The following is a 25135-nucleotide window of genomic DNA, read 5'->3' on the forward strand; positions in this document are numbered from 1 at the left end:
GGCCTAATGGCCGTCGCCGTCGCCCATGGTCAGATAGAGGTGGCGGAGCATCGCGGTCATCGCGTCGGTGCCACGCTGCGTCAGGGTGACGGCCAGCCGCCGGTGATCGGCGGGGTCGGTCCGTCGGCGCAGCAGCCCGGCGCTTTCCAGCCGGTCGATCCGGCGCAGCGCGCTGGTCGAGCTTTCGCCGGAGACCAGGATCAGTTCCTTGACGCAGAGGGGACGGCTCTCCTTCTCGGCGATGAACAGTTCCAGCATCATGTCCCAGGCGGAATCGCGGAAGATGTCGCGCGGAAAGAACTCCGCGACATTGGCGCGCATGGCCTGGGTCTGCCGCGCCAGATCGACCAGGGTGGCGCGGCCCTCCCCCTGGGAACGCAGTCCGGGGACCCTTCCGAATCCGTTGGAAACATGGTGGCCCGCGGCCATGGTTTTCGGCATGCGAATATCCTGAGCTGAGGCCATGGGCGATCCATGCCCTTGGATTGCGGCGGATGGGAAAGGGTGCGGCTCATCGCTCGCGCATCGCTTCGCGCGCACGGTTGAGGGGCTTGAGCAGATATTGCAGCACGGTCTTGCTGCCGGTGTGGATGTCGGCGGTCGCGATCATGCCGGGCACGATCGGAAAGCGCTTGCCCGCCTTGTTGACCAGCGAGTCCGCCGTGGTCCGCACGAAGACGCGGTAATAATAGACGTCCGGGTTCACCTCGTCCCGGATGGTGTCGGGCGAGATGCTGCTGACCCGGCCTTCCAGCCCCCCGAAGATCGCATAGTCATAGGCGGTGATCTTGACGCTGGCGCGCTGACCGGGGCGGATGAAGGCGATGTCGCGCGGCGAGATTCGTGCCTCGACCAGCAGGCGTTCGTCCATCGGCACGATCTCCATGATCTTGCCGCCCGGCGGGATGACGCCGCCGATGGTCGACACTTCGATATTCTTGACCACGCCGCGCACCGGCGAGCGCAGGGTCAGGCGGCTGAGCGTGTCCGAGCGGCCGCGCACCACGGGGGCCAGCGCCTCCACCTCCTCGCTGACCTTGGCGAGATCCTGCCGCGCCTCGACGGTATATTGCGAGCGCAGGTCGGATTTCTTCAGGTCCAGATCGGCGCGCTGGCGCTTCAGGCGCAGCACCTCGACATTGCTCGCCGCGCCGACCTCGATCAGCGACTCGCCGATCCCGACCTCGCGCCCGATCAGCGCGAGGGATTCGTCGATCAGTCCCAGCGAACTCGCCAGACTGCGACGGCGCGCGTCATAGAGGCGTTGCTGCTCCGCCTTGAGCGCGGGGAAGTCGTTCAACTCGGGCGAGAAGGTCAGGGGCGTGCCGTTCACCTCCGCCTGCAACCGGGCTTGCGCGGCCAGTGCGGCGCGATACTTGGCGGCGCTCTCCTCGACGGTCGATCCGGCTTGGGTCGGGTCGAGTTGGGCCAGCACCTGCCCCGGCTTCACGATATCGTCCTGCCGCACCAGCATCTTGGCCAGGATGCCGCCCTCCAGCGATTGCAGCACCTGTTCGCGGCTGGTCGGCACGACCCGGCCCGTGCCGGTCGCCACTTCGTCCAGTTCGGCGAACCAGGCCCAGACGAGCGCCACGAGGAACAGCGCGGTCAGCACCCACAGCATCCGCCGTGCGGCCAGCAACTGTGCGCCGCCCTCATCGGCAAAGGGCCGGTCGTCGAAGGTCGCCGTCGCGCTCATGCCGCCTGGCTCCGCGCCGCGCCCTGGAGCGTCGCGAGCGCCTGCGCCTTGGGCTGGTCGAGCAGGATCAGGCCGTTGTCGATCACGATCACCCGGTCGACCCAGTCGAGCACCCGCATCCGGTGGGTGGCGACCACCACGGTGCGGTCGCGGCTCCATTCCTGGAAGCGCGCGATGAACTGGCGCTCGGAGGCTTCGTCCATCGCGGCGGTGGGTTCGTCCAGCAGCATCACCTGCGGCTGGCGGATCAGCAGCCGGGCGAGCAGCAACGCCTGTTGCTGGCCCCCCGACAGGCCGCGCCCGCCCTCCAGCACGACATGTTCCAGCCCGTCGCGAAGACGGCGGACGAAATCGACTGCGCCGACCATCTCCAGCGCGGCCAGGATCGCGTCATTGCCCGCCACCGGCGCGCCCATGGTCAGGTTCTCGCGGAGCGTGCCGTGGAACAAGCGGCTGTTCTGGGTCAGCAGTGCGACCTCGCGCCGGACATCCGCCGGGTCGATCTGATGCAGCGCCAGGTCGTCGAGCAGCACCTCGCCCGAGACCGGCTGCAACATGCCCGACAGGCCCTGGAGCAAGGTCGACTTGCCCGCCCCGTTGCGGCCCAGCACCGCGATCTTCTCACCGCCCGCGATCTCCAGCCGGGGGACGGTCAGTGCCGGAGGCGATTGCGGATCGGCATAGGAGAAGACCGCCGTGCGCAGGGTGAAGCCGCCGCGCGCGGAGGGCAGGGGGATGCGATGTTCGGCGTCCGGGTTGTCGACCGGCAAGGCCATGATCTGGTCCAGGCTGTTCGCCGCGACCTTGGCATGCTGATAGCGGCCGAGCAGGTGCGACACCTGCCCCATCGGCGCCATCATCCGGCTGGCCAGCATCGAGGTGGCGACCAGCGCGCCGGTCGTGATGTCGCCTGCGATCACCATCGGCGCGCCGACGAAGATGACGGTGGCATAGACGGCGTTCTGCACGCTCTGCGCCCAGGTCGACAGGCTGGCGGTCAGGCCGCGCAGCCGCAATTGCGCCTCGCCCGCCACCGCATTGCAATGGTTCCACTGGCGCTGGAACCGCTCCTCCGCCTGAAGCGCCTTGATATCCTCGATCCCCTGCACCGCCTCGACCAGCAGGGCGTTGCGCAGCGAAGTTTCGCGCATCGACTCCGTGGCATAGGCGCGGAGGCGGCGCTGGGCGAGCAGGCTCGGCAGCAGCAGCGCGATCAATGCGACCACCGGCACCAGCGCCAGCACCCCGCCGATAAAGGCCAGGATGACCAGAAACAGCAGGAAGAAGGGCAGGTCCGCCACCGCCGCGACGGTGGTGGAGGTCAGCATGTCGCGCACCTGATCCAGATCGCGAAGCTGCGCGATGAAGGTGCCGGTCGAGGTCGGCCGTGCCCGATTGCGGACGCGCAGGGCATGGCCGAACACCCGGTCCGACAGCCGCAGATCGGCGCGCTTGCCGAGAATATCGGTGATCCCGACCCGCAGCCGCCGCAGCACGAAATCGAACCCGGTCGCCAGCAGCACGCCCAGGAACAGGATATAGAGCGTCGGCATCGACTGAGCGGGGACCACCCGGTCATAGACCTGCATCGAGAACAGCACGCCCGCCAGCCCCAGGCAGTTGGTCACCACCGACGCGATGGCGACATTGCCATAACTGCGCGCGTCCTGAAGCAGCAGGCTGCGCAGCCAATGCTCCTCGAAGGGGCGGATATAGCTGTCGACCCGGACATCCGCCGCCGATCGCGCCGGACGGGGAACGACGAACAGGCGGGTCTGTTCGACCAGCATCGTCAGCGGACGCTGCACGGCCTGTCCGTCCTCGCCCGCGACGATGAACTCGACCTGCCCCTCGGCATCGATCCCGGTGACCAGCGCCAGCTCGCCATCGGTCAGGCAGGCGATGACCGGCAGCCGCCAGCTCGTCAGCTTGATCGCGCCCGGCGCGACGAAACGCACCGACAGGCCGGAGGCGCGCGCGATCGCCCGGACGCGCGTCTCCTCCCCGTCGTCGCCCTGCCACAAGGCGGTCAGCCGCGCGCGTTGCTCGGCAAAGGGCATGCGGTAATGCCGCGCGACCTGTCCCAGCATGTCGATCCACGCCAGCGGGCCGGTCGGCGGCAGGGTGGCGGCGGTCACAGGGTGACGCCCCGGATCGCGGTGCCGGTCAGCCCGAAATCGTCCCGCGCCTTGCCCGAGACATAGAGGCACTCCATCGCCAGCCGTCGCAGGTCGTGGACCGTATTGACCGCGTCGAAGCGCGCCTGCTGCAATTCCTGCTCGGCATTGAGCAGGTCGACCAGCGTGCGCGTGCCCATGTCGAGATATTGCAGGCGATAGAGTTTGCCCGTCTCGACCATATTGTCCTGCCGCGCCGCCAGCGTGCTGAGAAGCTGGGACAGCCCGGCAATCTGCTGTTGCGCTTCGGCCAGTTGCGAGGCGACCTCGTTGCGGGCCTGGCGTTCGGCGGCCTCGGCGGCGCGGACGCCGTAATCGGCGCTGCGCACGCGGGCGCGCACGGCATTGCCGCCGAACACGTCGCTGCTGACGTTCAGCCCGAAATTATAGAGGCTTCGGTCGGAGAAGGGCGAGCTGACATCCGCCGCCGCATCGCCCGCCAGCGCGACGGTGGGCAGGCGCGCGGCATGGACGCGGCGGCTCTCGGCGGTCGCCTGCTCGAACTGGGCGCGGGCGCGCATGATCGCGGGGACGTCCGCCCATTCGACCGTCGCGGCGCGGGTGCAACTGGCCATCAGCCAGTCGGGGACGCCCGGATCGACCGCCGGGGCCGTGTCGCGACCCAGCAGGAAGGACAGGCCGGTGGTCCAGCGCCGCTGCTCCGCCTCGATCCGGGTCAAGGTCGCCTCCGCCGCGGCGACGCGCGACTGGGCCTGGAGCGCGTCGGAGCGGGTCGTCGCGCCCTTGCCGAAGCGCTTTTCGACCAGATCGCCGATCTCGCGGATGCGCGCCAGTTGTTCGATCGCGATGTCGCGCAGCGCGGCGTTGCGCTGCACCTCGATCATCGCATAGCCGGTGTCGCGGATCAGCCCGTCGACCGCCAGCAGCATGTCGGCGCGCCCGATCCGGGTGCCCGCGCGCGCGGCATCGACCGCGCCCGCGACCTTGCCGAAATCAAAGAGCATCTGCGATGCCGAGACCTGGGGGCGGGGACGCCAGATGCTGCCCAGGCGGCTGTCATAGCCGCTGCCGACCCCGGCGCTGATCCGGGGAAGATAGCCCGCGCGGGCGACCTCGACATCCTCACCCCGCGCCTCGACGGTCGCGGCGGCCTGGGTGACGGCGGGGTGCCATTGCAGCACCTCATGCATCGCGCTTTCCATCGTCACGGCGGGCTCAGCGCCCGCCGCTGTGGTGACCAGAAAGGCGAGCATAGCCGTCATGATCCTCCCCGATCGCAAATGGTAGCGGTCTCGCCACTGCGGTTCCATCACGGCCTCTTCTTATCAATTGCCGCGGAGGTTCCGGCTAACATATTTAACAGATTGAAAATTAGTGCCGAAGGGAAACCCCTTCGGCACTGGAAATCAACTCCGTTTCCGGATCGCTGGCCAAGACGGTCAGATGGCGTGCATTTGCGTCGTTCGGTCATGTTCGGGATCGACCGAAACGGTCAGATAGCCGAGCGGATCGATCGGCTCCGACGCGACGAGCGGGGTGTCGGGGACGGTCGGCACGTTGTGCAGGCTTGAGTCGGTCGGGGCCGGTTCGGCCATGCCTTGCTGAGCGTCGAGATAGCGCGACAGCACGTCCTCCAGACTGCCCTGTCCTTCCATCAGCGACAGGGTGACCTGCGCATCGGTGGCATGGTCCGGCGTCGCATGGTCGGCGGTCATATGGTTGGCGGTCTGCGCGGTCAGCGACAGGGGCACGACATCGGCGTCCAGCGTGACGGCATCATGCACCGACAGGCTGGTGATCGTCGCGGTCGGGAAGGCCGGCGCGACGCCGTTGTTCAGGTCGATCGCCACGTCCAACCGGGCGGTCGAAACCTGTCCGTCGGGCTGGACGATCTGATAGGTGAAGCGGTCCACCGGATCGGTCGCGGCATAGGTCAGCGTCGAGAAGGGTTGATAGCTGTACCGTCCGACCTCATCGATGGTCAGCGTGCCGTGTGCGCCGTTCAGGGTCAGCGGCGTATCGCCGACCTCGACGAATGCGCCGCCGCTGAGCAGCTTGATGCCCAGGAAGGGACTGCCCAGCGTGTCGTTGGCGAGCAGGTCGCCGCTGACCGGCGTGGTGCCGGTCAGGGTGAACTGGTCGAGATGGGTGATGGTTTCGCCGACATAGACATTGGTGGTATAGCCCGCCCCCAATATGTTGGTGCTGGTGACGGTGTAGTTGTACGTGCCCGAGGGCAGATTGGGCAGCGTCACGCTGATCCCCGAACCCAGCAGCCCGCCGACCCCCGCTATCGCGACGCCGTTGGCGGTGCCGACAACGGTGCCCGCCGCATTGGTGACGGTGATCGTATAGTTGGGCAGGACCGACAGCCCCGGTGCGATCACCGCCGACAGGGTGACGTTGGCGACGCTGTTGGGCTCGACGGTGAAGCTGTCGACGATCCGCCCGGTCTGCGGCCCGTTCAGCACCGCCGCCGTGGGGGTGGCGAAGCTGCTGTCGATCGCGGGAGCGCGGGTTTCCACGACATTGGCGAAGGTCGCGGCGGCGATGGCGGTATCGTTGATCGCGATCGGCGCACCGGTCACATCGGGGCTGCCGATCGATATGGACAGCGTGGCGCTCTCCCGCTCGCCATCGCTGGCGTCGAGCAGCGTGTAGGTGAAGTTGTCCACCTTGCCCAGCACGGTGGCGCTGGCATTGGGCGTGTAGCTGTAGCTGCCGTCGCGATCGATGGTCAGCGTGCCCCATTGCCCGACGATCACCGTATCGTCGGCGACGACGGCGGTCGTCACGCCGTTCAGGGTGACGCTCTCGACCCGGGTCTGCGGGCTGACCACATCGACCTGTCCGCCGGGTCCGACATCGGTGATGACGTTGCCGGTGGTCAGCGCCGGGATGACCTGTCCGATATCGGTGAAGTCGGAATCGACCCCGGCGACTCTCAACCCGCCGAGCAGGCCGACGCCCAGCGTATTGTCGAACGAGACGAAGGCACGATACTGGCCCGGCCCCAGATCGGCATTGGCGACCAGATTGCCGTTCAGCAGCCCGACCTCCAGCAGCGTCGAATTGCCGCTCCCGCCATTGACCGCGACCCAATTGGTGCCGTCGAACCGCTGGACCACCACCGAATAACCGCTCGCCACGCCCAGGTTGAGCGTCGCGTCATAGGTGAAGGTCGCATCCAGCGTATGACCCGGCTGGACGGTGAACTGGACATTGGGGATCGCCAGCACCTGCGCATCGAGATTGACCAGGCCGAGCGAGACGAGCGCGGTGTAATTGGCATTGCCCAGATTCTGGTTGGTCTGGACCGGAACCAGATCGACCAGCGCGGTGGCCGTGTTGTCGAAGGCGACGATGTCGAAGGGCGCGATCACGGACACCGTGGCCGAGACATTGCCCGCCGCATCGCGCAGGCCCACGTTCAGCGTCTCGCCCGCCACCTGCGGGACGGGCAGGGTGAGGGCGAAGGTGCCGCCCGCCGTCACGCCGCCGCTGGCCAGGACGGTGCCGCCGGCATTGCGGACCTCGACGATGGTGCCGGGCTCGCCGGTGCCGGTGACGATGGTGCCCAGCCCGTTGATCGCGGCGGCGGGCGGCGCGGGCGGGGTGATGTCGGGGGCGAGGGTCGGGGTCTGGAGCGACCCGTTGCCCGCCGCATCGACCTGGGTCACGGTCAGCGTCTGGCCATTGGCCTGCGGCGTGGTCAGCGTCGCGGAGTAGCTGCCGTCCGCCCCGACCAGCGCGGTGCCGACCAGCGTGCCTTGCGGATCGAGGATGCGGACGGTCGCGCCGACCTCTCCCGTGCCGGTCACGATGGTACCGACGCCGTTGACCAGCGCGGTCGGCGCGGCGGGCGGGGTGATGTCGGGCGCGGTCAGCGGTGTCGGCACGGAGGCGTTCCCGGCCACGTCCGCCTGGGTCACGGTCAGCGCCTGCCCATTGGCCTGCGGCGTGGTCAGCGTGGCGCTATAGGCGCCGTTCGCCGCGACGATGGCGGTGCCGATCACCGCGCCGCCAGCATCCCGCACGGTGACGGTCGCGCCGACCTCTCCGCGCCCGGTGACGATCACGCCGGTCGCGTCGATCGCGGCGGTCAGGCCGATGGGGGCGGTGATGTCGGGCGCGGTCGCCTGCGCCACCGGCGAGACATTGCCTGCCGGGTCGGCCTGGGTCAGCGTCACCACCTGTCCGTTGGCTTGCGCTGGGGTCAGGGTCGCGGTGAAGCCGCCGTCCGCCGCGACCAGCGCGGAGCCCAGCGTGACGCCGCCCGCCCCACGGATGGTGACGGTCGCGCCGGGCTCGCCGGTGCCGGTCAGGCTCGTGCCGTCGCCCGCGATCGTGCCGACCGGGGCCAGCGGCGGGGTGCGGTCGGGCGCGGTGACGGCGGCGGGGGTGGAGGCATTGCCCGCCACGTCCGCCTGCACGACGCTCAGCGCCTGGCCGTTGATCTGCGGCGTGGTCAGGATCGCGGCATAGCTGCCATTGGCGGCGACCACCGTGGTGCCCAGCACCGCGCCACCCGCATCGCGGATGGTGACGGTGGCGCCCGCCTCGCCCTGGCCGGTGACGACGGTGCCCGCGCCATTGATCGTGGCGCTCAGGCCGATGGGGGCGGTGATATCGGGTGCGGGTGCCTGAGCGACGGGCGAGACATTGCCCGCCGGGTCCGACTGGGTCAGCGACAGGAGTTGGCCATTGGCCTGTGCCGGGGTCAGCGGTGCAGTGAAGCTGCCGTCCGCTGCCACCACGGCGGTGCCGATCACCGCCCCGCCGACGCCCCGGATGGTGACGGTCGCGCCCGCCTCTCCGGTGCCGGTCAGGGTGGTGCCGTCGCCCGAGACCAGGCCGATCGGGGCCGCCGGGGGCGTCAGGTCGGGTGCGGTGACGGCGGCGGGGATGGAGGCGTTGCCCGCCGCATCGGCCTGCGTGACCGACAGCGCCTGTCCGTTGACCTGCGGCGTGGTCAGGATCGCGGCATAGCTGCCACTGGCGGCGACCGTCGCCGTGCCCAGCAGCGTGCCGCCCGCGTCACGGATGGTGACGGTCGCGCCCGCCTCACCCTGACCGGTAATCAGGCTGCCCGCGCTGTTGATCGCGGCGGTCAGGCCGGTAGGCGCGGTGATGTCGGGCGCGGTCGCCTGCACGGGGACCGAGACATTGCCCGCCGCGTCCGCCTGGGTCAGCGTCACCACCTGTCCATTGGCCTGAACCGGGGTCAGGGGCGCGGTATAGCTGCCGTCCGGGGCGACCAGCGCGGTGCCGATCACCGCACCACCGGCACCACGGATGGTGACGGTCGCGCCCGGCTCGCCGGTGCCGGTGATGCTGGTGCCGTCGACCGCGACGATGCCCAGCGGAGCCGCAGGGGCGGTCAGGTCCGGCGCGGTGACGGCGGCGGGCGGGGAGGCATTGCCGCCGCCGTCGATCTGCACCACGGTCAATGCCTCGCCATTGGTCAGCGGCGGGGTCAGGATCGTGGCATAGCTGCCATTCGCCCCGACCGTCGCGGTGCCCAGCACCGTGCCGCCCGCGTTGGTGACCTGCACCGTCGCACCGACTTCGCCCGAGCCGCTGACGATCGTGCCGGTCGGATCGATCGCGGCGACCGGCAGGGCGGGCGGGGTGAGGTCGGGCGCGATGGCGGTGGCGGGGGGCGAGACATCACCCTCCGCATCCGTCTGGGTCACGCGGACCGTCTCTCCGTTCAGTTGCGGCGTGGTGAGGAGGGCGGTGTAGCTGCCGTCCCCGGCGACGATGGTCGTGCCGATCACCGCGCCGGTCGTATCGCGGACGATGATGGTTGTCGTCGGCTGACCCGTGCCGGTGACGCTCGCCCCGTCGAGGGCGACGGTCGCGGTCGGGGCGAGCGGTGTGTCGTTGGGGATCAGGTCGGGTGCGTTCGCCGTACCGGGGGCGGAGACATTGCCCGCCGCATCAGCCTGGGTCAGCGTGAGCACCTGGCCGTTGGTCAGCGGCGTACCCAGCGTCACGCTGAAGCCGCCGTCCGCGCCCACCGGCACCGTGGCCAGCACCAGCCCGACCGGGTCGGTGATCGTCACGGTCGCGCCGATCTCGCCGGTGCCCGACACGGTCGCGCCATCGGCGGAGACGGTCGCGACGGGGGCCGCCGGAGGCGTCTGGTCCAGCGCGGTGACGATCGTGGCGGGGGAGGGGTTGCCGATCGCATCGGCCTGGGTGACGCTGAGCACCTGGCTGTTCAACTGCGCCGCCGACAGGGTGACGGCGTAATTGCCTTGCGGGCCGACGACGGTGGTGCCCAGCACACCGCCACCCGCATCCCGCACGGTGACGGTCGCGCCGACCTCTCCGGTGCCGGTGACGATGGTGCCTGTCGCATCGAGCGTCGCGGCGGGCGCGGCGGGCGGGGTGATGTCGGGCGCGGCGACGATGGTCGCACCCGAGACGTTCGCGCCCGCATCGGTCAGCGTCGCGGACACCGTCCCGCCATTGGCCTGCGCGGTCGTCAGGGGCACGCTGAAGCTGCCGTCCCCAGCCACGACGCCGGTGCCGATGACGTTGCCGCCCGCATCGCGGATGGTAACCGTCGCGCCCGCTTCGCCGGTGCCGTTCGCATTGGCGCCCGTCGCATCGAGCGTGAAGAGCGGTGCGTCGGGCGCGGTGACGTCCGGCGCGGTGACGGAGACAGGTGCGGACGCATTGCCGGTGGCATCGGCCTGAGTCACCTGAAGCAGCTGGCCGTTCAATTGCGGCGTGGTCAGCGCCAGCGCATAGGCCCCCGTCGCCGAAGCGGTGCCAGTACCGATCACCTGTCCGCCGGGGTCACGCACGGTGACGCTCGCGCCCGCCTCCGCCTGGCCGCTGACGATCGTGCCGCCGCCGTCCAGCGTTGCGGTCAGCCCGACCGGCGCTGTCGTGTCGAGCGCGGTCAGTGCGAGCGTGGGCGAGACATTGCCCGCCGCATCCGCCTGCACCACCGACAGGGCCTGGCCGTTCACCTGCGGCGTGGACAGCGGCACGGTGAAGCTGCCGTCCGCCGCCGCGACGACGCTGCCCAGCACGGTGCCGTCGGCGGCGCGCACGGTGACGGTCGCGCCCGCCTCGCCGGTGCCGGTTACGGATGTGCCGTCCGTCGCCAGCGTCCCCAGCGGCGCGGCGGGGGCGGTCAGGTCCGGGGCGATGGGCGTCACGGGGGCGGAGGCGTTGCCGGCCGCATCGGCCTGGGTCACTTGCAGCGTCTCGCCATTGCGCTGCGCCGGAGTGAGGGCGACGGCATAGCTGCCGTCCGAGCCGACCAGCGCGGTGCCGATCGTGGCACCCGCCGGATCGCGGACCGTGACGGTCGCTCCCGCCTCGCCCAGACCGGTCACGATGCCGCCATCCGCGCTGATCGCGGCGGTAAGGCCGATGGGCGCTGTCGTGTCCGGCGCGGTGACGGTAACGACGGGCGACGAATTGCCCGCCGCATCGCTCTGCACGAGTTGCAACGGCTGGCCATTGGCCTGGGCCGGGGTCAGGATGACGGCGAAATTGCCGTCCGCGCCGACCTGTCCGCTGCCGATGACGGTGCCGTCGGTGGCGCGGACCGTGACGGTCGCGCCCGCCTCGCCCGTCCCCGACAGGGTCGCGCCATTGTCGACGACCGATCCGGTCGGCGCGAGCGGCGCGGTGATGTCGGGCGCGATGACGGTGGCGGGGGCGGAGACATTCCCCGCCGCATCGGCCTGCGTCACCTGCAACGCTTCCCCATTGGTCTGCGGCGTGGTCAGGGTCGCGGTGTAGACGCCGTTGGCGGCGACCGTCGCGGTGCCGATGACATTGCCGCCCGCGTCGCGGATGGTGATGCTGGCCCCGGCTTCGCCCCTGCCGGTGACGAAGACGCCGTCACCGCTGACGGCAGCCGTAAGTCCTATGGGCGCGGTGATGTCGGGCGCGGTCAGCGTCGCGGCGGGCGACAGGTTGCCGCCCCGGTCGCTCTGGTCGACCGACAGCGTCTCGCCATTGGCCTGAGGGGGCGAGAGCGTCGCGGTGAAGCCGCCATCCGCGCCCACCACCGCCTGGCCCAGGATCGTACCGTCCGCCTCGCGGACCGTCACGGTGGCGAAGGGCTCGCCGGTGCCGGTGATGCTCGTGCCATCGGGCGAGATGGTGGCGAGGGGGGCATCGGGCGCGGTCAGGTCGGGCGCGCCGACCTGGCTGGGCAGCGAGACATTGCCCGCCGGATCGGCCTGCACGGCGGCCAGGGTCTGGCCGCTGGTCTGCGGCGGGGTCAGGAGCAGGGTGAAGCTGGTATCCGCGCCGACCACGGCGGTGCCCAGCACATTGCCGCTCCTATCGACCACACGCACCGTCGCGCCGGGTTCGCCATTGCCATAGACCGAGCTGCCGTCCGCCGACAGGATCGCGCTCGGCGGCGCGGGCGGGGTGATATCGGGCGCGACGACGGTCGCGGCGGCGGAGGCGTTTCCGGCGGCATCCGTCTGCGTCACAGTCAGCGTCTCGCCATTGGCCTGCGGCGTGGTGAGCGCGACGTCATAGGTGCCCGCAGCGGACACGAGGACGGTGGCGATCACCGTTCCGGCGGGGTCGCGCACCTCCAGGGTCGCGCCGGGTTCGCCCGTACCGCTGATGCTGGTGCCGTCGGTGCTGACGATCGCGGTGGGCGCGGACGGCGCGACGAGATCGGGGGTGGCGATGCTCGCGGCGGGCGAAAGATTGCCCGCAGGGTCGGTCTGCACGACCGACAGGGTCTGACCATTGGCCGCGCCCGCGGGCAGGGCGACGGTGAAGCCGCCATCCACGCCCACGGTGGCGGTGCCGATCGGCTGGCCGCCCGCATCGGTGACGCTGACCGTCGCGCCCGGCTCGCCGGTTCCGGTCAGGGTCGTGCCGTCCGCGCTGACGATGGCGGTCGGCACGGTGGGCGGCGTGATGTCGGGTGCGGCGATGGTGGTGGCCGGGGAGGCGTTGCCGGTCGGATCGCTCTGCACCACCGTCAAGGTGCCGCCATTGGCCTGGGGAGTGGTCAGCGGGATGCTGTAATTGCCCTGCGCATCGACCGTGGCCTGCCCCAGCGGCTGGCCCGTGCCGTCGCGCACCGTGACGGTCGCACCCGCCTCGCCGGTGCCGGTGATGGCCGTACCCTGTCCGTCGATCGTGGCGGTCGGGGCGGTGGGCGGCGTGGTGTCGGCGGCGGTCACGCTGGCGGCGGGGGAGGTGTTGCCTGCCGCATCCGACTGGGTGACCGTCAGCGTCTGGCCATTGGTCTGAGCGGCGGAGAGCGGCGCGGCGAAGCTGCCGTCCGCCGAGACCGTGGCGGTGCCCAGCACCTGTCCGTCGGGGCCGGTGATCCGCACCGTCGCGCCGGGCTCGCCGGTGCCGGAGACGGTGGCGCCGCCATCGCCCAGCGCAACGACCGGCGCGGCGGGCGCGCTGGTGTCGGCGACGGTCAGGGTGGTGGGGGGGGAGACATTGCCCGCCGCATCGCTCTGAGCGACGGTCAGGGTGCCGCCATTGGTCTGCGGCGTGTTCAGCGTCAGCGTATAGCCGCCCTGCGCGCCGACGACGGCGGTGCCCAGCACCTGCCCGGCGGCGTCGCGCACGGTGACGGTCGCACCGGCCTCACCCGTGCCGGTGATCGTCGTGCCCTGTCCCGTCAGGGTTGCGGTCGGTGCGATCGGGGGCGTGGTGTCCGGGGCGTTGACGCTCAGGCCGGGCGAAGTGTTGCCCGCCGCGTCGGACTGGGTCACGGTGACGGGCTGGCCGTTGGTCTGGGGCGGATTGACGGGGATGGTGAAATTGCCGTCCGCGCCGACCGTGCCGGTGCCGATCACCACGCCTGCGGCATCGGTCACGCGGATGGTCGCGCCGGGCTCGCCGGTCCCGCTGACGCTGCTTCCGGCGGTGCCGAAGACGGCGGTGGGACGACCGGGGGCCACGGTATCGGCGGGCGGCTCGGGCGTCCGGCCGTCGCCATTGCCGCCCCCGCCCGACACCGCCGCGACCAGACCGCCGACGCCCGCCACGCCCAGCACGGCGGGAAGGATGAAGGAGGAACTCGCGCCTTCCGCCGCCGCACCGGCACCCAGCAACTCGTCCAGGTCGCCCAGCGCCGTGAACCGGCCCGCCCCCGTCGCCGAGGGATGGGCCAGCCACTGCCCGCCCTGTTCGTCGCGCAGGACCAGATCGCTGACCGCACCCTGTTGCGCCTGATAGAAGTTATCGATGCGCAGCGTGCTGCCGTCCGCCAGCCGAAGGATCAGGTCGTCGCCCTGCCGCTCCATCGCCGCGACCTGGGCGCGGTCCAGGTTCAACCGGACGATGCTGGGGGTGTCGAGTTCGATGACGTCGGCGCTGGTCGTCGTCGTGGCGCGGCTCGCCTTGGCGATGATCTCGGTCTGCATGGCCTGTTCCTCCCATAACATGTCCGTCCCCGGTTCGGGGACGGGCGGGGAAGGCCACGCACGTATCTGCGCACATGGGCTCGCGACCTCCCCCTATGCGAAGGCCGGAACCACGGCGGACCGGGATGCGATGCCGAAATTCCGATTTCGGAATTGATTCAATTGGTTAATGAAAGTTTAAGCGTCGCGTCAGCGGGATCGTGCCGCTTTCAGGATGGGCGCATCCGCATCGGTCATCCGGACGGCACGGATGCTGCCGTCCGGGGCATAGTCGATCCGGTCGATCGCCACGACGCGCTCGCCCTGGAAGGGTCCCGGCCCCGGCGCGCGGTCCCAGCGGTGATAGACGATCAGCCAGCGTCCGTCCGGCGTCCTGACGAAACTGTGATGCCCCGGCCCCTGATGCCGGTCGTCGCTGGTCAGGATCGGCCCGCGATAGCGCCACGGTCCGATGGGGGAGGGGGCGGTGGCGTAATGGACCGAATAGTCCGGTCCGTCGAAGCGGCCATGGCTGTAGGACAGGTAGTAGGTGCCGTTGCGCTCATGCATGAACGCCCCCTCGGTGAAGGCGGGCGGATTGGGCACCGTCACCTCGCGGGCGATGGTGACCATGTCGGGTTTCAGCTCCCATACGCGCAGCTTCGCGCCCGCGCTGCCGCCCGCATAGAGATAGGTCTTCCCCGATTTGCGATCCGGAAAGACCATCGGATCGATCGCTTCGAAGCCCTGGTTGCCGGTGATCAGCGGACGACCACTGTCGCGATAGGGGCCTTGCGGTTTGTCGGCGACGGCGACGCCGATCCGGCTGGGCGTCGGGTTCTGCGGGCCGACCGAGTAATAGAGATAATATTTTCCGTTCCGCGTCGCGACGCCGGGCGCCCAGAGGAAATGTTCGGGCGCGCCGTCGTGCTTGATCCATCCGATCTGGTCGCGCCGGATCAACTCGCCGCGTGGTCGCCAGTTCTTCAGGTCGCGGCTGGAAAAGGCGCCGAACCGGTCCGCCGCCCAGCTTCCCCCCGGACCGCCGGTGGGAAAGATCCACAACTCGTCGCCGATCATCATCGCATGGGGATCGGCGCCTTCGAATTGCGGGTTCTTCGCGGCGACCGATCCGGTCATGGCCAGCGCCAGTCCGGCGGCGATACAGGGGATCACTCTCATCCGCATCCTCTCGTTCCAACGGGTGCCCTGTGCCGGGCCGTGCCTCGTTCCGATCGCGACATCACTTGATAAGTCCGACTTTATCAAGGACATTCGTACCAACAGCCCGGGCATGAACCACGGGCGTCCAAGCGGGAGAGATGGGATGAGGATGCGTCTGTTCATGGGGGCGGCGATCGTCGCGATGCTGGCGACCGGGCCCGCCGAGGCGCGGGGCCGCTGGACCGAGGCGCAGGCCAAGGCCTGGCATGACCGCCAGCCCTGGCTGGTCGGCGCGAATTATACTCCGGCCAGCGCTATCAACCAGTTGGAGATGTGGCAGGTCGAAAGCTGGGACCCCAAGCGGATCGATCACGAACTGGGGCTGGCGCAGGGGATCGGGATGAACACCATGCGCGTGTTCCTGCACGACCAGCTCTGGGTGCAGGACCCCGAAGGGTTCAAACGACGCATCGACGCATTCCTGACCATCGCGCAAAGGCACGGCATCCGCCCGCTGTTCGTGCTGTTCGACAGTTGCTGGGATCCGAACCCGGTGCTGGGGCCGCAGCATCCGCCGATCCCCGGCGTCCATAATTCGGGCTGGGTGCAGGGACCGGGCATGGCGGGACTTCGCGACCGGGCGAACTGGCCGAAATACCGCGCTTATGTGCAAGGCGTGATCGGCGCGTTCAAGGACGATCCGCGCATCCTGGGCTGGGACCTGTGGAACGAGCCCGACAATGGCGCGGACCAGTATAAGGGGCAGGAGGGCAAGGAGCCGCTGGTCCGCGCACTGCTGGCGCAGGTGTTCGACTGGGCGCGCGCGGCGGAGCCTTCACAGCCGCTGACGTCGGGCGTGTGGCAGGGCGATGACTGGACACCCGATGGAAGTGGCGGCGGGCGGACCTCGGCGATGGACAGGCTGCAATTGTCGCAGTCCGATGTCATCACCTTCCACGACTATAGCTGGCCCGAGACGTTCGAGCGGCGGGTGAAGCAGTTGCTGCCCTATAAGCGCCCGATCCTGTGCACCGAATATATGGCGCGCGGCAACGGATCGACCTTCGACGGATCGCTGCCCATCGCCAAGCGGTACAATGTGGCGATGATGAACTGGGGCTTCGTCGACGGGAAGACGCAGACGCGGCTGCCCTGGGATAGCTGGAAGAAGCCCTATGTGCTGGAGGAGCCCACCATCTGGTTCCACGAGGTTTTCCGCGCCGACGGCACGCCCTATCGCCAGGCGGAAACCGACCTGATCCGGCGGCTGGCGGCGGCGCCCAAGGGGGTGGTTCCGGCGGTGCGGTGATCCATAGGTCGTACGTGTGCAACCTCTCATCGCCCCTCTCCCCTGTCCAGGGGGGAGGGGGCTGAATGTCGTCAGCCCGCCCGCAACCGGTACAGCCCCGCGCCATGCGCGGGCAGGGTCCGCGCCATCCGGCCCGTGATGCGACCCAGGCTCCTGCCCTCCCAGAGATCGGTCGCCGTCACCGCACCGGTCAGGCCCAGTTGCCGCAGCGAGATCGCCACCTCCTTCGGATTGTCGGTGGTGTTGAACAGCGCCAGGTAACGGTCGCCGCCCGCGCCTTCGGGCTTGGCGGACCAGATGCGGGTGCCGTCCTCGACGAAGTGCGGCTGGTTGTCGGTCGAGGCCTGGTTCACCGCCAGCACCGCGCGATTGGTCAGCAGCGCCAGCGTCGGCGCGTCGAGATAGCGCAGATCGCCCCCCATGATCAGCGGCGACCGCGCGATCGACCAGAGCGTCATCAGCGTCCGCTGCTCGTCGGGAGTGAACTTGGTATCCCGCTTGCCGAGTGCCAGTCGCCCGAGCGGCAGCATGTCGGCGTCGGGCCAGCCGCCCGGTCCGCGATGGGGCGTCCAATTCTCCAGCCGGGTGAATTGTGCCTCCAGCATCGCCCACTCATCCCAGAAATCGTCCGAGATGCGCCACATCTGTGCGAAGCGGCGGACATGGGGGCCGCGGATGACGGGGGTTTCGCCGGGCGACAGGCTGAGGACGATGGGGCGACCGGTCGCGCCGATCGCCTTGTGCGCCGCCTCGATCTCCGGCGCGTGCGCGTCATAGGGGCGGCTCATATCGTCCATCTTGACGAAATCGACACCCCAGGAGGCATAGAGCGCGAAGACGCTGTCATAATAGGCCTGCGCCCCCGGCTTCGTCATGTCGACGCCGTACATATCCGGGTTCCAGGTGCAGATGCTGCCGGTATCGGCAATGTCGGCGGCGCGGTAGCGCGTACCGAGGATCGGCAGGTTCTTTTTCACCGCCAGCCGGGGAATGCCCCGCATCAGATGGATGCCGAACTTCATCCCCATGGCGTGCACGTCGGCGGCCAGCTTGGTGAAGCCCGATCCGTCGGCGCTGGAGGGAAAGCGGTTGGGCGCGGGGATCAACCGGCCATGGCCGTCCATCGCGGGCACCGGCGCGGCGTTGTAGGTGTAACTCGACGCCTCCGGCTCATACCATTGGATGTCGACGGTGAAGATGTCATAGCCGAAGGGCAGCAGCCTTTCCCGCATGATCGCCGCCGTTTCGCGCGCCTGCGCCTCGGTGATGGTGGTGGCGAAGCTGTTCCAGCTATTCCAGCCCATCGGCGGCCGCTGGGCGAGGGGCCTTGATCCGGCCTGGGCCGCGCCCTGCGCCGGGCCACTGGCAAGCATCGCGGTTCCCGTCCAGGCCGCCCCGGCCAGCGCCTGTCTGCGGCTGATCCCCGCGCCGGTTTCGGTCATGCTCCACTCCCTATGTCGTTCGCTTATAGTCGAACAATTGTAGAGAGGATCATGGCGACGGCAAGTCTTGCTTGCCCATATTAGGGACGGAAAAGCTGGCTCTCGCGGGGGCGATAAGTCCGACATTGGATAATTTGGGGTCGGATGGGCTTTGGGTGCGGTCCGGCTTGTCTTTACGGTGGATTTTCAGGATCATCCCGACCGGCCGGTGCGCGCCGCGCGGTCCTTCTCCAGTCTCGCAAGGATATGCGATGCCGATGAATTCCGACCCTGGCCTTGACGGTCCGATCCTCAACCGCCGGGCGATGATGGCGGGAACCGGCCTCTCGCTGCTGGCCTTCGCCAGCCCCGCCATGGCGCAGCCCGCCATGGCCGATATCGTCGATCCCGCCGCGCCGTTGCGGACCCTCTACAGCGGTGGGCGTTGGATCGAAGGACCGGCCTGGGACCGCCGCGGGAACGCGCTGGTGTTCAGCGACGTGAAGCGCAACGTCATGATGCGCGTCGATGCCAAGGGTGTCGGCATCTTCCGCTCGCCTTCGAACAACGCCAACGGCAATTGTTTCGACGCGCGCGGGCGGCTGCTGACCTGCGAGCAGCGGACGCGGCGGGTGGTGCGGCAGGAGGCGAATGGACGGATTACCGTTCTTGCCGATCGCTATCGGGGCAAGCGGCTCAATTCGCCCAACGACCTGACGGTCGCCGCCGATGGTGCGGTCTGGTTCACCGATCCGATCTACGGCATCACCGTGCCCGATGAGGGGATACGCGCCGAGTCCGAGCAGCCGGGCCGGTTCGTCTATCGCATCGATCCCTCGGGTGCGCTGACCATGGTCGAGGGGGATATGGACCAGCCCAACGGCATTGTCTTTTCCCCCGATGGCCGCACCCTGTATGTCAGCGAGACGGGCGGGGCGCTGAAGCCCGATGGCCCGCGCGAGATCCTGGCCTTCGACGTGGTGGAGGGGCGGAAACTGGCCCGCCGCCGGGTCTTCGCACGGTTGGAACGCGGTATTCCCGACGGGCTGGCGGTGGACCGGGCGGGGCGCGTCTATGCCGGTGTGGCCGAGGGGGCGGGGGTCTGGTCCCCGGATGGCGAACGGCTGGGCACCATCCCGACGCCCAAGCCGTGCGCCAACATCGCCTTTGGCGGGCGGGACGGTCGGACGCTCTATCTCTGCGCGACCGACAGCGTCCATGCCATCGCCCTGCGAACGCCGGGCATCCTCTGATCGGGGCGGGCACGGGTCAGCCGCCCCGACCCGGTTCAGTCGCGGAACAGCAAAGGCGCCATCGCCTGAAGGCTGCGCCGCCAGGTCTGGAACTCATGCCCCGTATCGGGCGAGACGAAGAACACGCTGTTCAGCCCCGCCTGTTTCAGCGCCTCGGCATTGGCGCGCGGGTCGCTGCGCGGACCACCGGGCGGGCCCGAGCGGCCCCCCTCCAACTCGCGGCTGCCGAAGCTGACGAAGGTCAGCTTGACCTTGTCGCGATAGCCCGGCGTCGCCTTGACGTCGTCCAGCGAGACGGTGCCCCCGCTGAGCAACCCGATATAGGCGAAGCGGTCGAGATTTTTGGGCGCGATCAGCTTGGTCTCGAACCCGCCCATCGACAGGCCTGCCATGGCGCGGTGGCGCTGGTCCGGCAGGGTGCGGAAATGCCCGTCGACATAGGGGATCAACTCGTTCAGCAGCACCGTCTGGAACGGGCGGATATCGAATGCCGCCAATCCGCCGGGCTGGCCGGGGCGAATGTCGTTGGTCATGCCATAGGTCATGACGATGATGAACGGCCGCGTCTTTCCGGCGGCGATCAGATTGTCCATGATCAGATTGGCATGGCCCTGGTTCGACCAGGCGGTCTCGTCCTCGCCCCAGCCATGCTGGAGATAGAGGACCGGATATCGTTCCCGCGCATTCCGGTCATAGCCGGGCGGGGTGTAGACGAAGGCGCGCCGCTGTGCGCCAGTGCTGGGGGAGGGGAACAATATCTGTTCGACGTGGCCATGGGGCACGTCCTTCAGCGCATAGAAATCGGCGTCATGCGCCGGGATTTCGATCCCGCTCTCCCACCGGGTCGAGCCATAGAAGTTGAGCGTCCCCGGATCGTTGAACGTCCCGCCATCGACGGTCAGGTGGTAATAATGGAAGCCTTCGTCCAGCGGCCCTTCGGACGTGCCGACCCATGTGCCGTCGGGCCCCTTGGTCAACACGGTCCCGCCGCGCCCCCCGAGACCCAGGCTGACCTTCACCGCCTTTGCATCGGGGGCGACGATGCGGAAACGGGCATAGCCCTGCGAATTGACCTGCGGATAGGCTTGCCCCGGCTGGTTGAGCGAGGAGGGTTTGAAATCCTCGACGATGGGGGCGGAGGCGTTCGGGGATGGTGCCGTCTGCGCATAAGCCTGCGGTACCGCTATCATCATTGCTGCCAATGCGGCATGGATCACCCTCATCGACCATCCTCCCATGTGATTGTCGGCCAGCCGTTCCGACCGTGCCTTGTGCCAAGCATGGTGAGCCGATTGGCGACAGGAGACAAGCCCTGCCGCAAATCCATCCGATAAAGGAGCCGATCGCGCCCGGGAGGTGAGCGTTACCGCCGCCCGGACGCTATGCGCGGACGAGCAACTCGTCGCTGCGCAACCATAAGGGGGGAAGGCAGAGCGGTGTCGTCGACAGGGGCAGCACCGCTTCATCGACTTCCGCCCCGATGACGTCGATCATGAAACGCCGCCGTGCCGCGATCCGCGCAGCCACTGTCGGATGTCGTTCCGCCAGATCGGCGCGCAGCGCCGCATCGGCCAGCACGATGCTGTCTTCGCAGTTCAGCGCCCAGCCATCGGCCATCGGCGTCGGGATCACGTCGACCTGGACATGCATGCCGGATCGAAAGCGATCGGTCGAACCGGGGCGCACGGGGGTGTGGGACCATTCCTCATGCCCGGTCAAATGGCCGGGATTCAGCAGCGATCGCAACCCACCGGCGGCGAGTGTTTCCACCACCGCATCGTGCAGGGCCGCTCCGGTGCAACCGATACGGGCATGGCGATACCAGGCCAGCAGCCCCGCGAAATAGGCGGAGGCGGTGGCGACGAAGGCGTCGTTCGCATCGTCGAGCAACCCGGCACGCGCGCTGAGGCCCCCCCATAGCCCGATGGCTGTCGATACGCCGTCCCCCTTGCGCAGCACGCGCGCGCCCGGACTGGCCAGCCCGATCACCGATCCGTCGGACGGCCCGCCCGAAGCGAGCATGGCATGGACGTTGAACGGATCGCCGCCATAGCCCATCCGGGCCGCGCCCGCCCGTTCGCTGTCGCCGGGGCGCAGTCCCGACAGGATCGACCAGACCATCGCCGAGCCGCGTGCCGCTGCGGCCTCGAACACCGCGATCTGATCGGCATCGATGATCGACCGCTGCCCCCGTTCGGGATGGAGCAGAACCTCGGTCCGGTCGCACACACCGTCCGCCCCCGCCACGGCGGCGATCGCGCCGAGATAGGCGGCGGGCAGGAAAGGCGGTGGCGGTCCGTCCACGTCGCGGTCCCATTCCTCTTCGCCCAGATATTTCCACCCGACGATCCCGACCGACGCCCCCCGCCGCACCCCAGCGTCGCGCAGCACATCGGTCAGGCGCGGCGCGGCGGTGCGATCCTGGCCCAGCAGGCTCATCGTCTGCGACAGGCGTACTTCCAGCCCCGGAAGCGCGGCGCGGGCGGCATAGGGAATGCACTCGTTGCCGGTGATCAGGATCCGCTTAACCCTCGGGCCCAGCAGCAACAGCGCCTCCTCGAACCGGGGCTCGAACCCCGACAGGAACATGACGTTGGCCATATGCTCGCGATCGGCATAGACCATCAGCCAGTCCGTACCCGCCGTCGCCAGCGCCGCATCGCACCGCGCGGCGTAACGCTCGGCGGGCAGGGGGGGCGGTTCGTCGATCGGGCCGAAATCGGGGATGGTGACGGGGGACAGGCGAATGGACATGAACGCTCCCTGCATATTCTTGCGCTGTTCCAATATATATGATTTTATGGCGATGCAAAGGGGAACCGAATGAAGCACCGCATCCATGCCCTCCATAGGCTGTTCCTGATCGGCGCGGCGCTGACGTGCGCGCTACCCTGCGCGGCGGCGCCGTCGCCCCATGCCGCACGGGTCAGCATCGTCCGGGACGAGGTGGGGATCGCCCATGTCCATGGCCGAAGCGATGCCGATGCGGTGTTCGGCATGATCTATGCCCAGGCGGAGGATGATTTTCCCCGGATCGAACGCAATTATCTGACCGCGCTGGGTCGGTTGGCGGAGGTGGAGGGGCAAGCGGCCCTGTGGCTGGACCTGCGTCAGCGCCTGTTCGTCGATCCTGCCCGCCTGCCCGCCGAATATCGTCGCAGCCCGGCCTGGCTGCGGCGGCTGATGGATGCATGGGCGGCGGGGCTGAACCAGTATCTTGCCGATCACCCTGCGGTACGCCCGGCGCGGATCACCCGGTTCGAGCCATGGATGGCGCTGGCCTTTTCCGAAGGCAGCATCGGCGGCGATATCGAACGCGGGGTCGATCCGACCGCGCTCGCCGCCTTTTACGGCACGCCCGGCGCGCGTCGGGCGTCGGACCCGATGCTGGCCGATGCCGGGCGGCTGGTCGAGCCCAAGGGGTCGAACGGCATCGCCATCGGCCCGTCGCGCAGCGCCAGCGGCCATGCCCTGTTGTGGATCAACCCGCATACATCCTTCTTCTTCCGCTCCGAGCAACAGGTCAGCAGCGACGAGGGGTTGTCGGTCTATGGCGCGGCGACCTGGGGCCAGTTCTTCGTCTATCAGGGGTTCAACCGGCGGCTCGGCTGGATGCATACGTCGAGCGGCGTGGACAATATCGATGAATTTGCGGTCGAGGTGCGCGGGCGGGACGATGCGGCCCGCTGGCGCGACGGCACCGTGTGGCGGCCCTTCGCCCGAAGCACGGTGCGGCTGCTGGTACGTGCGACCGATGGCGGCTTGCGCGAACGGGTCTTCATCACGCTGGCGACGCGGCACGGGCCGATCATCCGCAGCGAAGGCGGGCGCTGGGTCGCGGTGGCGATGCTGAACGCGCCGCGTCCGGCGCTGGAGCAGAGCTGGCTGCGGACCAAGGCGACGACGCTGGCCGACTATTTGCGGGTCGCCGACCGCAAGGCCAATTCGTCCAACAACACCATTCTCGCCGCCGATGACGGGACGATCGCCTATCTCCATCCGCAGTTCGTGCCGGTCCGCGACGACCGGTTCGATTATACCCGTCCCGTCGATGGCAGCGATCCGGCGACGGCATGGCGTGGGCTGCACCGTCTCGCCGACCTGCCGCAGGTCGTGCGGCCTCGCAGCGGCTGGGTGATGAACGTCAACGACGCGCCATGGACCGCCTCCGGTGCCGATAGTCCACGGCCGGCCGACTATCCGCGCTATATGGACCAGTTCGGTGAGAACCCGCGCGGGGTGCATGCCACGGCTCTGCTGTCCGGGGATCGGCGGTTCACGCCGACCATGCTGCGCGATGCGGCGTTCGATTCCTTCCTGCCATTATTCGATCAGCAGATCCCGTTGCTGGCCCGTGGTTTCGCCGCCTTGCCGCCGGGCGATCCACGCCGCGAAGAGCTTCGACAGGCGATGGCGCTGCTGACCGCATGGGACCGTCGCTGGGGGCTGGAGTCGGTGGCGACGACGGTCGCAGTCTATTGGGGCGAGGCGCTCTGGCGGCGAGAGGGGCCGAAGGCGCGGGCGGCGGGCCGCCCGATCTTTGCGTGGTTGGCCGATAGCACCAGCGATGCCGACCGGATCGCCGCGCTGGCCGATGGGTGGCGGCGGCTGAATGCCGATTTCGGTGGTCCGATCGCCTGGGGGCGGGTCAACCGGTTCCAGCGGCTGAGCGGGGCGATCGTATCGCGTTTCGACGACCGCGCGCCGAGCGTTCCCGTGCCCTTCACCAGCGGCAATTTCGGGTCGCTCGCGTCGTTCGGCGTGGAGCGGCAGGCGGGGCAGCGCTGTTTCTATGGGACCAGCGGCAACAGCTTCGTCGCGATGGTCGAATTCACGCCGCAGGGGCCGCGCGCCTGGTCGGTATCGGCGGGCGGGCAGAGCGGCGATCCCGCTTCACCCCATTTCGACGACCAGGCGGTGCGCTATGCCGCCGGTGATTTGCGCGCCATCCCTTTGGGACCGATTGCGGGCCGCGCCTATCACCCGGGCGAACCGCGTCCCGCCGCCCCGGCGCGCGCCCCGACACCCCCTGGCGCGCCCTGCGGTTAGGGGCGCAGCGGGTGCTTTCCCGCCACCAGCAGCAACTCCAGCGCGCCGTAGATCAGTTCGTACATCCGCGTGCCCGCCAGTGTGGCATTGCCCTCTACGATCGCATCGGCGACGCGTTTGTGGTCGCGTGCGCTGGCGCGGGGCACGCCCTTATATTCGTTGGTCCGCCGGATCGAGAAGCGCAGCGTCGTCTCCGTCAGGTCGGTGAACTGGCGAAGGAACCGGTTGTTGCTCGCCCGGAGCACCGCGATGTGGAAGGCGATATCCGCCTCCAGCGCATCCTCCTCTCCCCGGTCGGCGGCGGCCATGCGTTCGGTCGCGGCGATGATCGCGGCGCGCTGCGGCCCCGACGCCGAATGCGCCGCCAGCGTCGCGGCGCGCGGTTCGATGGCGAGGCGGATTTCGGTGAAGTCGATCAACAGGTCGATCGAGAAGTCACGCTGCAACATCCAGCGCAGCACATCGGGGTCGAGCAGGTTCCAATTGTCTTCCGGCTGGACCAGAGTCCCTGCCCGCTTGCGCCCGACCAGCAGCCCCTTGGCCGCCAGCATCTTCACCGCCTCGCGCAGGACCGGGCGGCTGGCGTCATAGCGTTCGCACAATTCCGCTTCGGTCGGGAAGGGCGATCCCGACCGGAAATGCTCGGTGACGATGGCCAGGCCGAGATCGTCGACGATCTTTGCGGTCAGGTTGCGGCCGTCATGCGATCCGGATTCCTCTGTCATCTCCTTC

General features: G+C 69.0%; 13 protein-coding genes. 3 read left to right on the forward strand and 10 right to left on the reverse strand.

What is annotated here, in order from left to right; all coding sequences use genetic code 11:
* Positions 1-3: 3 nt before the first annotated feature.
* The 6 genes from SM191_RS05900 to SM191_RS05925 all read right to left on the reverse strand — a co-directional run bounded on the left by SM191_RS05900 (position 4) and on the right by SM191_RS05925 (position 15389).
* Positions 4-441, reverse strand: coding sequence for a MarR family transcriptional regulator (locus tag SM191_RS05900; RefSeq protein WP_341505359.1), 438 nt, complete (start codon positions 439-441; stop codon positions 4-6).
* A 70-nt stretch (positions 442-511) separates the two neighbouring features.
* On the reverse strand, positions 512-1699 hold the full coding sequence (locus tag SM191_RS05905) for an HlyD family type I secretion periplasmic adaptor subunit (protein ID WP_341505360.1): 1188 nt from the start codon (positions 1697-1699) through the stop codon (positions 512-514).
* Positions 1696-3837, reverse strand: coding sequence for a type I secretion system permease/ATPase (locus SM191_RS05910; RefSeq protein ID WP_341505361.1), 2142 nt, complete (start codon positions 3835-3837; stop codon positions 1696-1698). The genes SM191_RS05905 and SM191_RS05910 overlap by 4 nt, the downstream gene beginning before the upstream one ends.
* A complete protein-coding gene (locus SM191_RS05915; protein ID WP_341505362.1) occupies positions 3834-5099 on the reverse strand; it encodes a TolC family protein in 1266 nt (421 codons plus the stop codon). Before SM191_RS05915 ends, SM191_RS05910 begins: the two co-directional genes overlap by 4 nt.
* 177 nt (positions 5100-5276) lie before the next feature.
* Positions 5277-14228 (reverse strand): BapA/Bap/LapF family large adhesin, encoded by an 8952-nt coding sequence (locus SM191_RS05920; RefSeq protein ID WP_341505363.1) that lies wholly within the window; start codon positions 14226-14228, stop codon positions 5277-5279.
* 189 nt (positions 14229-14417) lie between these two features.
* The gene (locus SM191_RS05925) at positions 14418-15389 is read right to left on the reverse strand and encodes a family 43 glycosylhydrolase (protein WP_341505364.1); all 972 of its coding nucleotides are present in this window, start codon (positions 15387-15389) and stop codon (positions 14418-14420) included.
* A gap of 151 nt (positions 15390-15540) precedes the next feature.
* Here SM191_RS05925 and SM191_RS05930 point away from each other — a divergent pair, with 151 nt between their 5' ends.
* Positions 15541-16680, forward strand: a complete 1140-nt coding sequence (locus tag SM191_RS05930) for a 1,4-beta-xylanase (RefSeq protein ID WP_341505365.1) — start codon at positions 15541-15543, stop codon at positions 16678-16680.
* Between the two features lie 71 nt (positions 16681-16751).
* On the opposite strand, the gene SM191_RS05935 is transcribed toward SM191_RS05930, so the two are convergent.
* Complete coding sequence (locus SM191_RS05935; protein WP_445949817.1) at positions 16752-18122, reverse strand: glycoside hydrolase family 27 protein; 1371 nt, start codon at positions 18120-18122, stop codon at positions 16752-16754.
* A gap of 257 nt (positions 18123-18379) precedes the next feature.
* Here SM191_RS05935 and SM191_RS05940 point away from each other — a divergent pair, with 257 nt between their 5' ends.
* Positions 18380-19354, forward strand: coding sequence for an SMP-30/gluconolactonase/LRE family protein (locus tag SM191_RS05940; protein ID WP_341505366.1), 975 nt, complete (start codon positions 18380-18382; stop codon positions 19352-19354).
* A 35-nt stretch (positions 19355-19389) separates the two neighbouring features.
* Here SM191_RS05940 and SM191_RS05945 read toward each other — a convergent pair whose 3' ends face one another.
* Together SM191_RS05945 and SM191_RS05950 are read right to left on the reverse strand one after the other, a co-directional pair.
* Positions 19390-20577 (reverse strand): alpha/beta hydrolase-fold protein, encoded by a 1188-nt coding sequence (locus SM191_RS05945; protein ID WP_341505367.1) that lies wholly within the window; start codon positions 20575-20577, stop codon positions 19390-19392.
* 157 nt (positions 20578-20734) lie between these two features.
* Complete coding sequence (locus SM191_RS05950; RefSeq protein WP_341505368.1) at positions 20735-22108, reverse strand: hypothetical protein; 1374 nt, start codon at positions 22106-22108, stop codon at positions 20735-20737.
* A 69-nt stretch (positions 22109-22177) separates the two neighbouring features.
* Between SM191_RS05950 and SM191_RS05955 the strand changes: the two genes are divergently transcribed.
* The gene (locus SM191_RS05955) at positions 22178-24403 is read left to right on the forward strand and encodes a penicillin acylase family protein (protein ID WP_341505369.1); all 2226 of its coding nucleotides are present in this window, start codon (positions 22178-22180) and stop codon (positions 24401-24403) included.
* Here SM191_RS05955 and SM191_RS05960 read toward each other — a convergent pair.
* Positions 24400-25128 carry a FadR/GntR family transcriptional regulator gene (locus SM191_RS05960; RefSeq protein WP_341505370.1) on the reverse strand — a complete coding sequence of 243 codons (729 nt, stop codon included), beginning with the start codon at positions 25126-25128 and terminating at the stop codon, positions 24400-24402. The genes SM191_RS05955 and SM191_RS05960 overlap by 4 nt on opposite strands.
* Positions 25129-25135 lie beyond the last annotated feature (7 nt).

It is taken from the genome of Sphingomonas sp. 2378 (assembly GCF_038084995.1).
Lineage (GTDB): Bacteria > Pseudomonadota > Alphaproteobacteria > Sphingomonadales > Sphingomonadaceae > Sphingomonas.

Coding starts and splice junctions, on each gene's coding strand:
- SM191_RS05960 (WP_341505370.1), bottom strand. CDS start 25,128: ATGACAGAGGAATCCGGATCGCATGACGGCCGCAACCTGACCGCAAAG.
- SM191_RS05930 (WP_341505365.1), top strand. CDS start 15,541: ATGCGTCTGTTCATGGGGGCGGCGATCGTCGCGATGCTGGCGACCGGG.
- SM191_RS05945 (WP_341505367.1), bottom strand. CDS start 20,577: ATGAGGGTGATCCATGCCGCATTGGCAGCAATGATGATAGCGGTACCG.
- SM191_RS05915 (WP_341505362.1), bottom strand. CDS start 5,099: ATGACGGCTATGCTCGCCTTTCTGGTCACCACAGCGGCGGGCGCTGAG.
- SM191_RS05905 (WP_341505360.1), bottom strand. CDS start 1,699: ATGAGCGCGACGGCGACCTTCGACGACCGGCCCTTTGCCGATGAGGGC.
- SM191_RS05950 (WP_341505368.1), bottom strand. CDS start 22,108: ATGTCCATTCGCCTGTCCCCCGTCACCATCCCCGATTTCGGCCCGATC.
- SM191_RS05935 (WP_445949817.1), bottom strand. CDS start 18,122: ATGACCGAAACCGGCGCGGGGATCAGCCGCAGACAGGCGCTGGCCGGG.
- SM191_RS05900 (WP_341505359.1), bottom strand. CDS start 441: ATGCCGAAAACCATGGCCGCGGGCCACCATGTTTCCAACGGATTCGGA.
- SM191_RS05920 (WP_341505363.1), bottom strand. CDS start 14,228: ATGCAGACCGAGATCATCGCCAAGGCGAGCCGCGCCACGACGACGACC.
- SM191_RS05925 (WP_341505364.1), bottom strand. CDS start 15,389: ATGAGAGTGATCCCCTGTATCGCCGCCGGACTGGCGCTGGCCATGACC.
- SM191_RS05940 (WP_341505366.1), top strand. CDS start 18,380: ATGAATTCCGACCCTGGCCTTGACGGTCCGATCCTCAACCGCCGGGCG.
- SM191_RS05955 (WP_341505369.1), top strand. CDS start 22,178: ATGAAGCACCGCATCCATGCCCTCCATAGGCTGTTCCTGATCGGCGCG.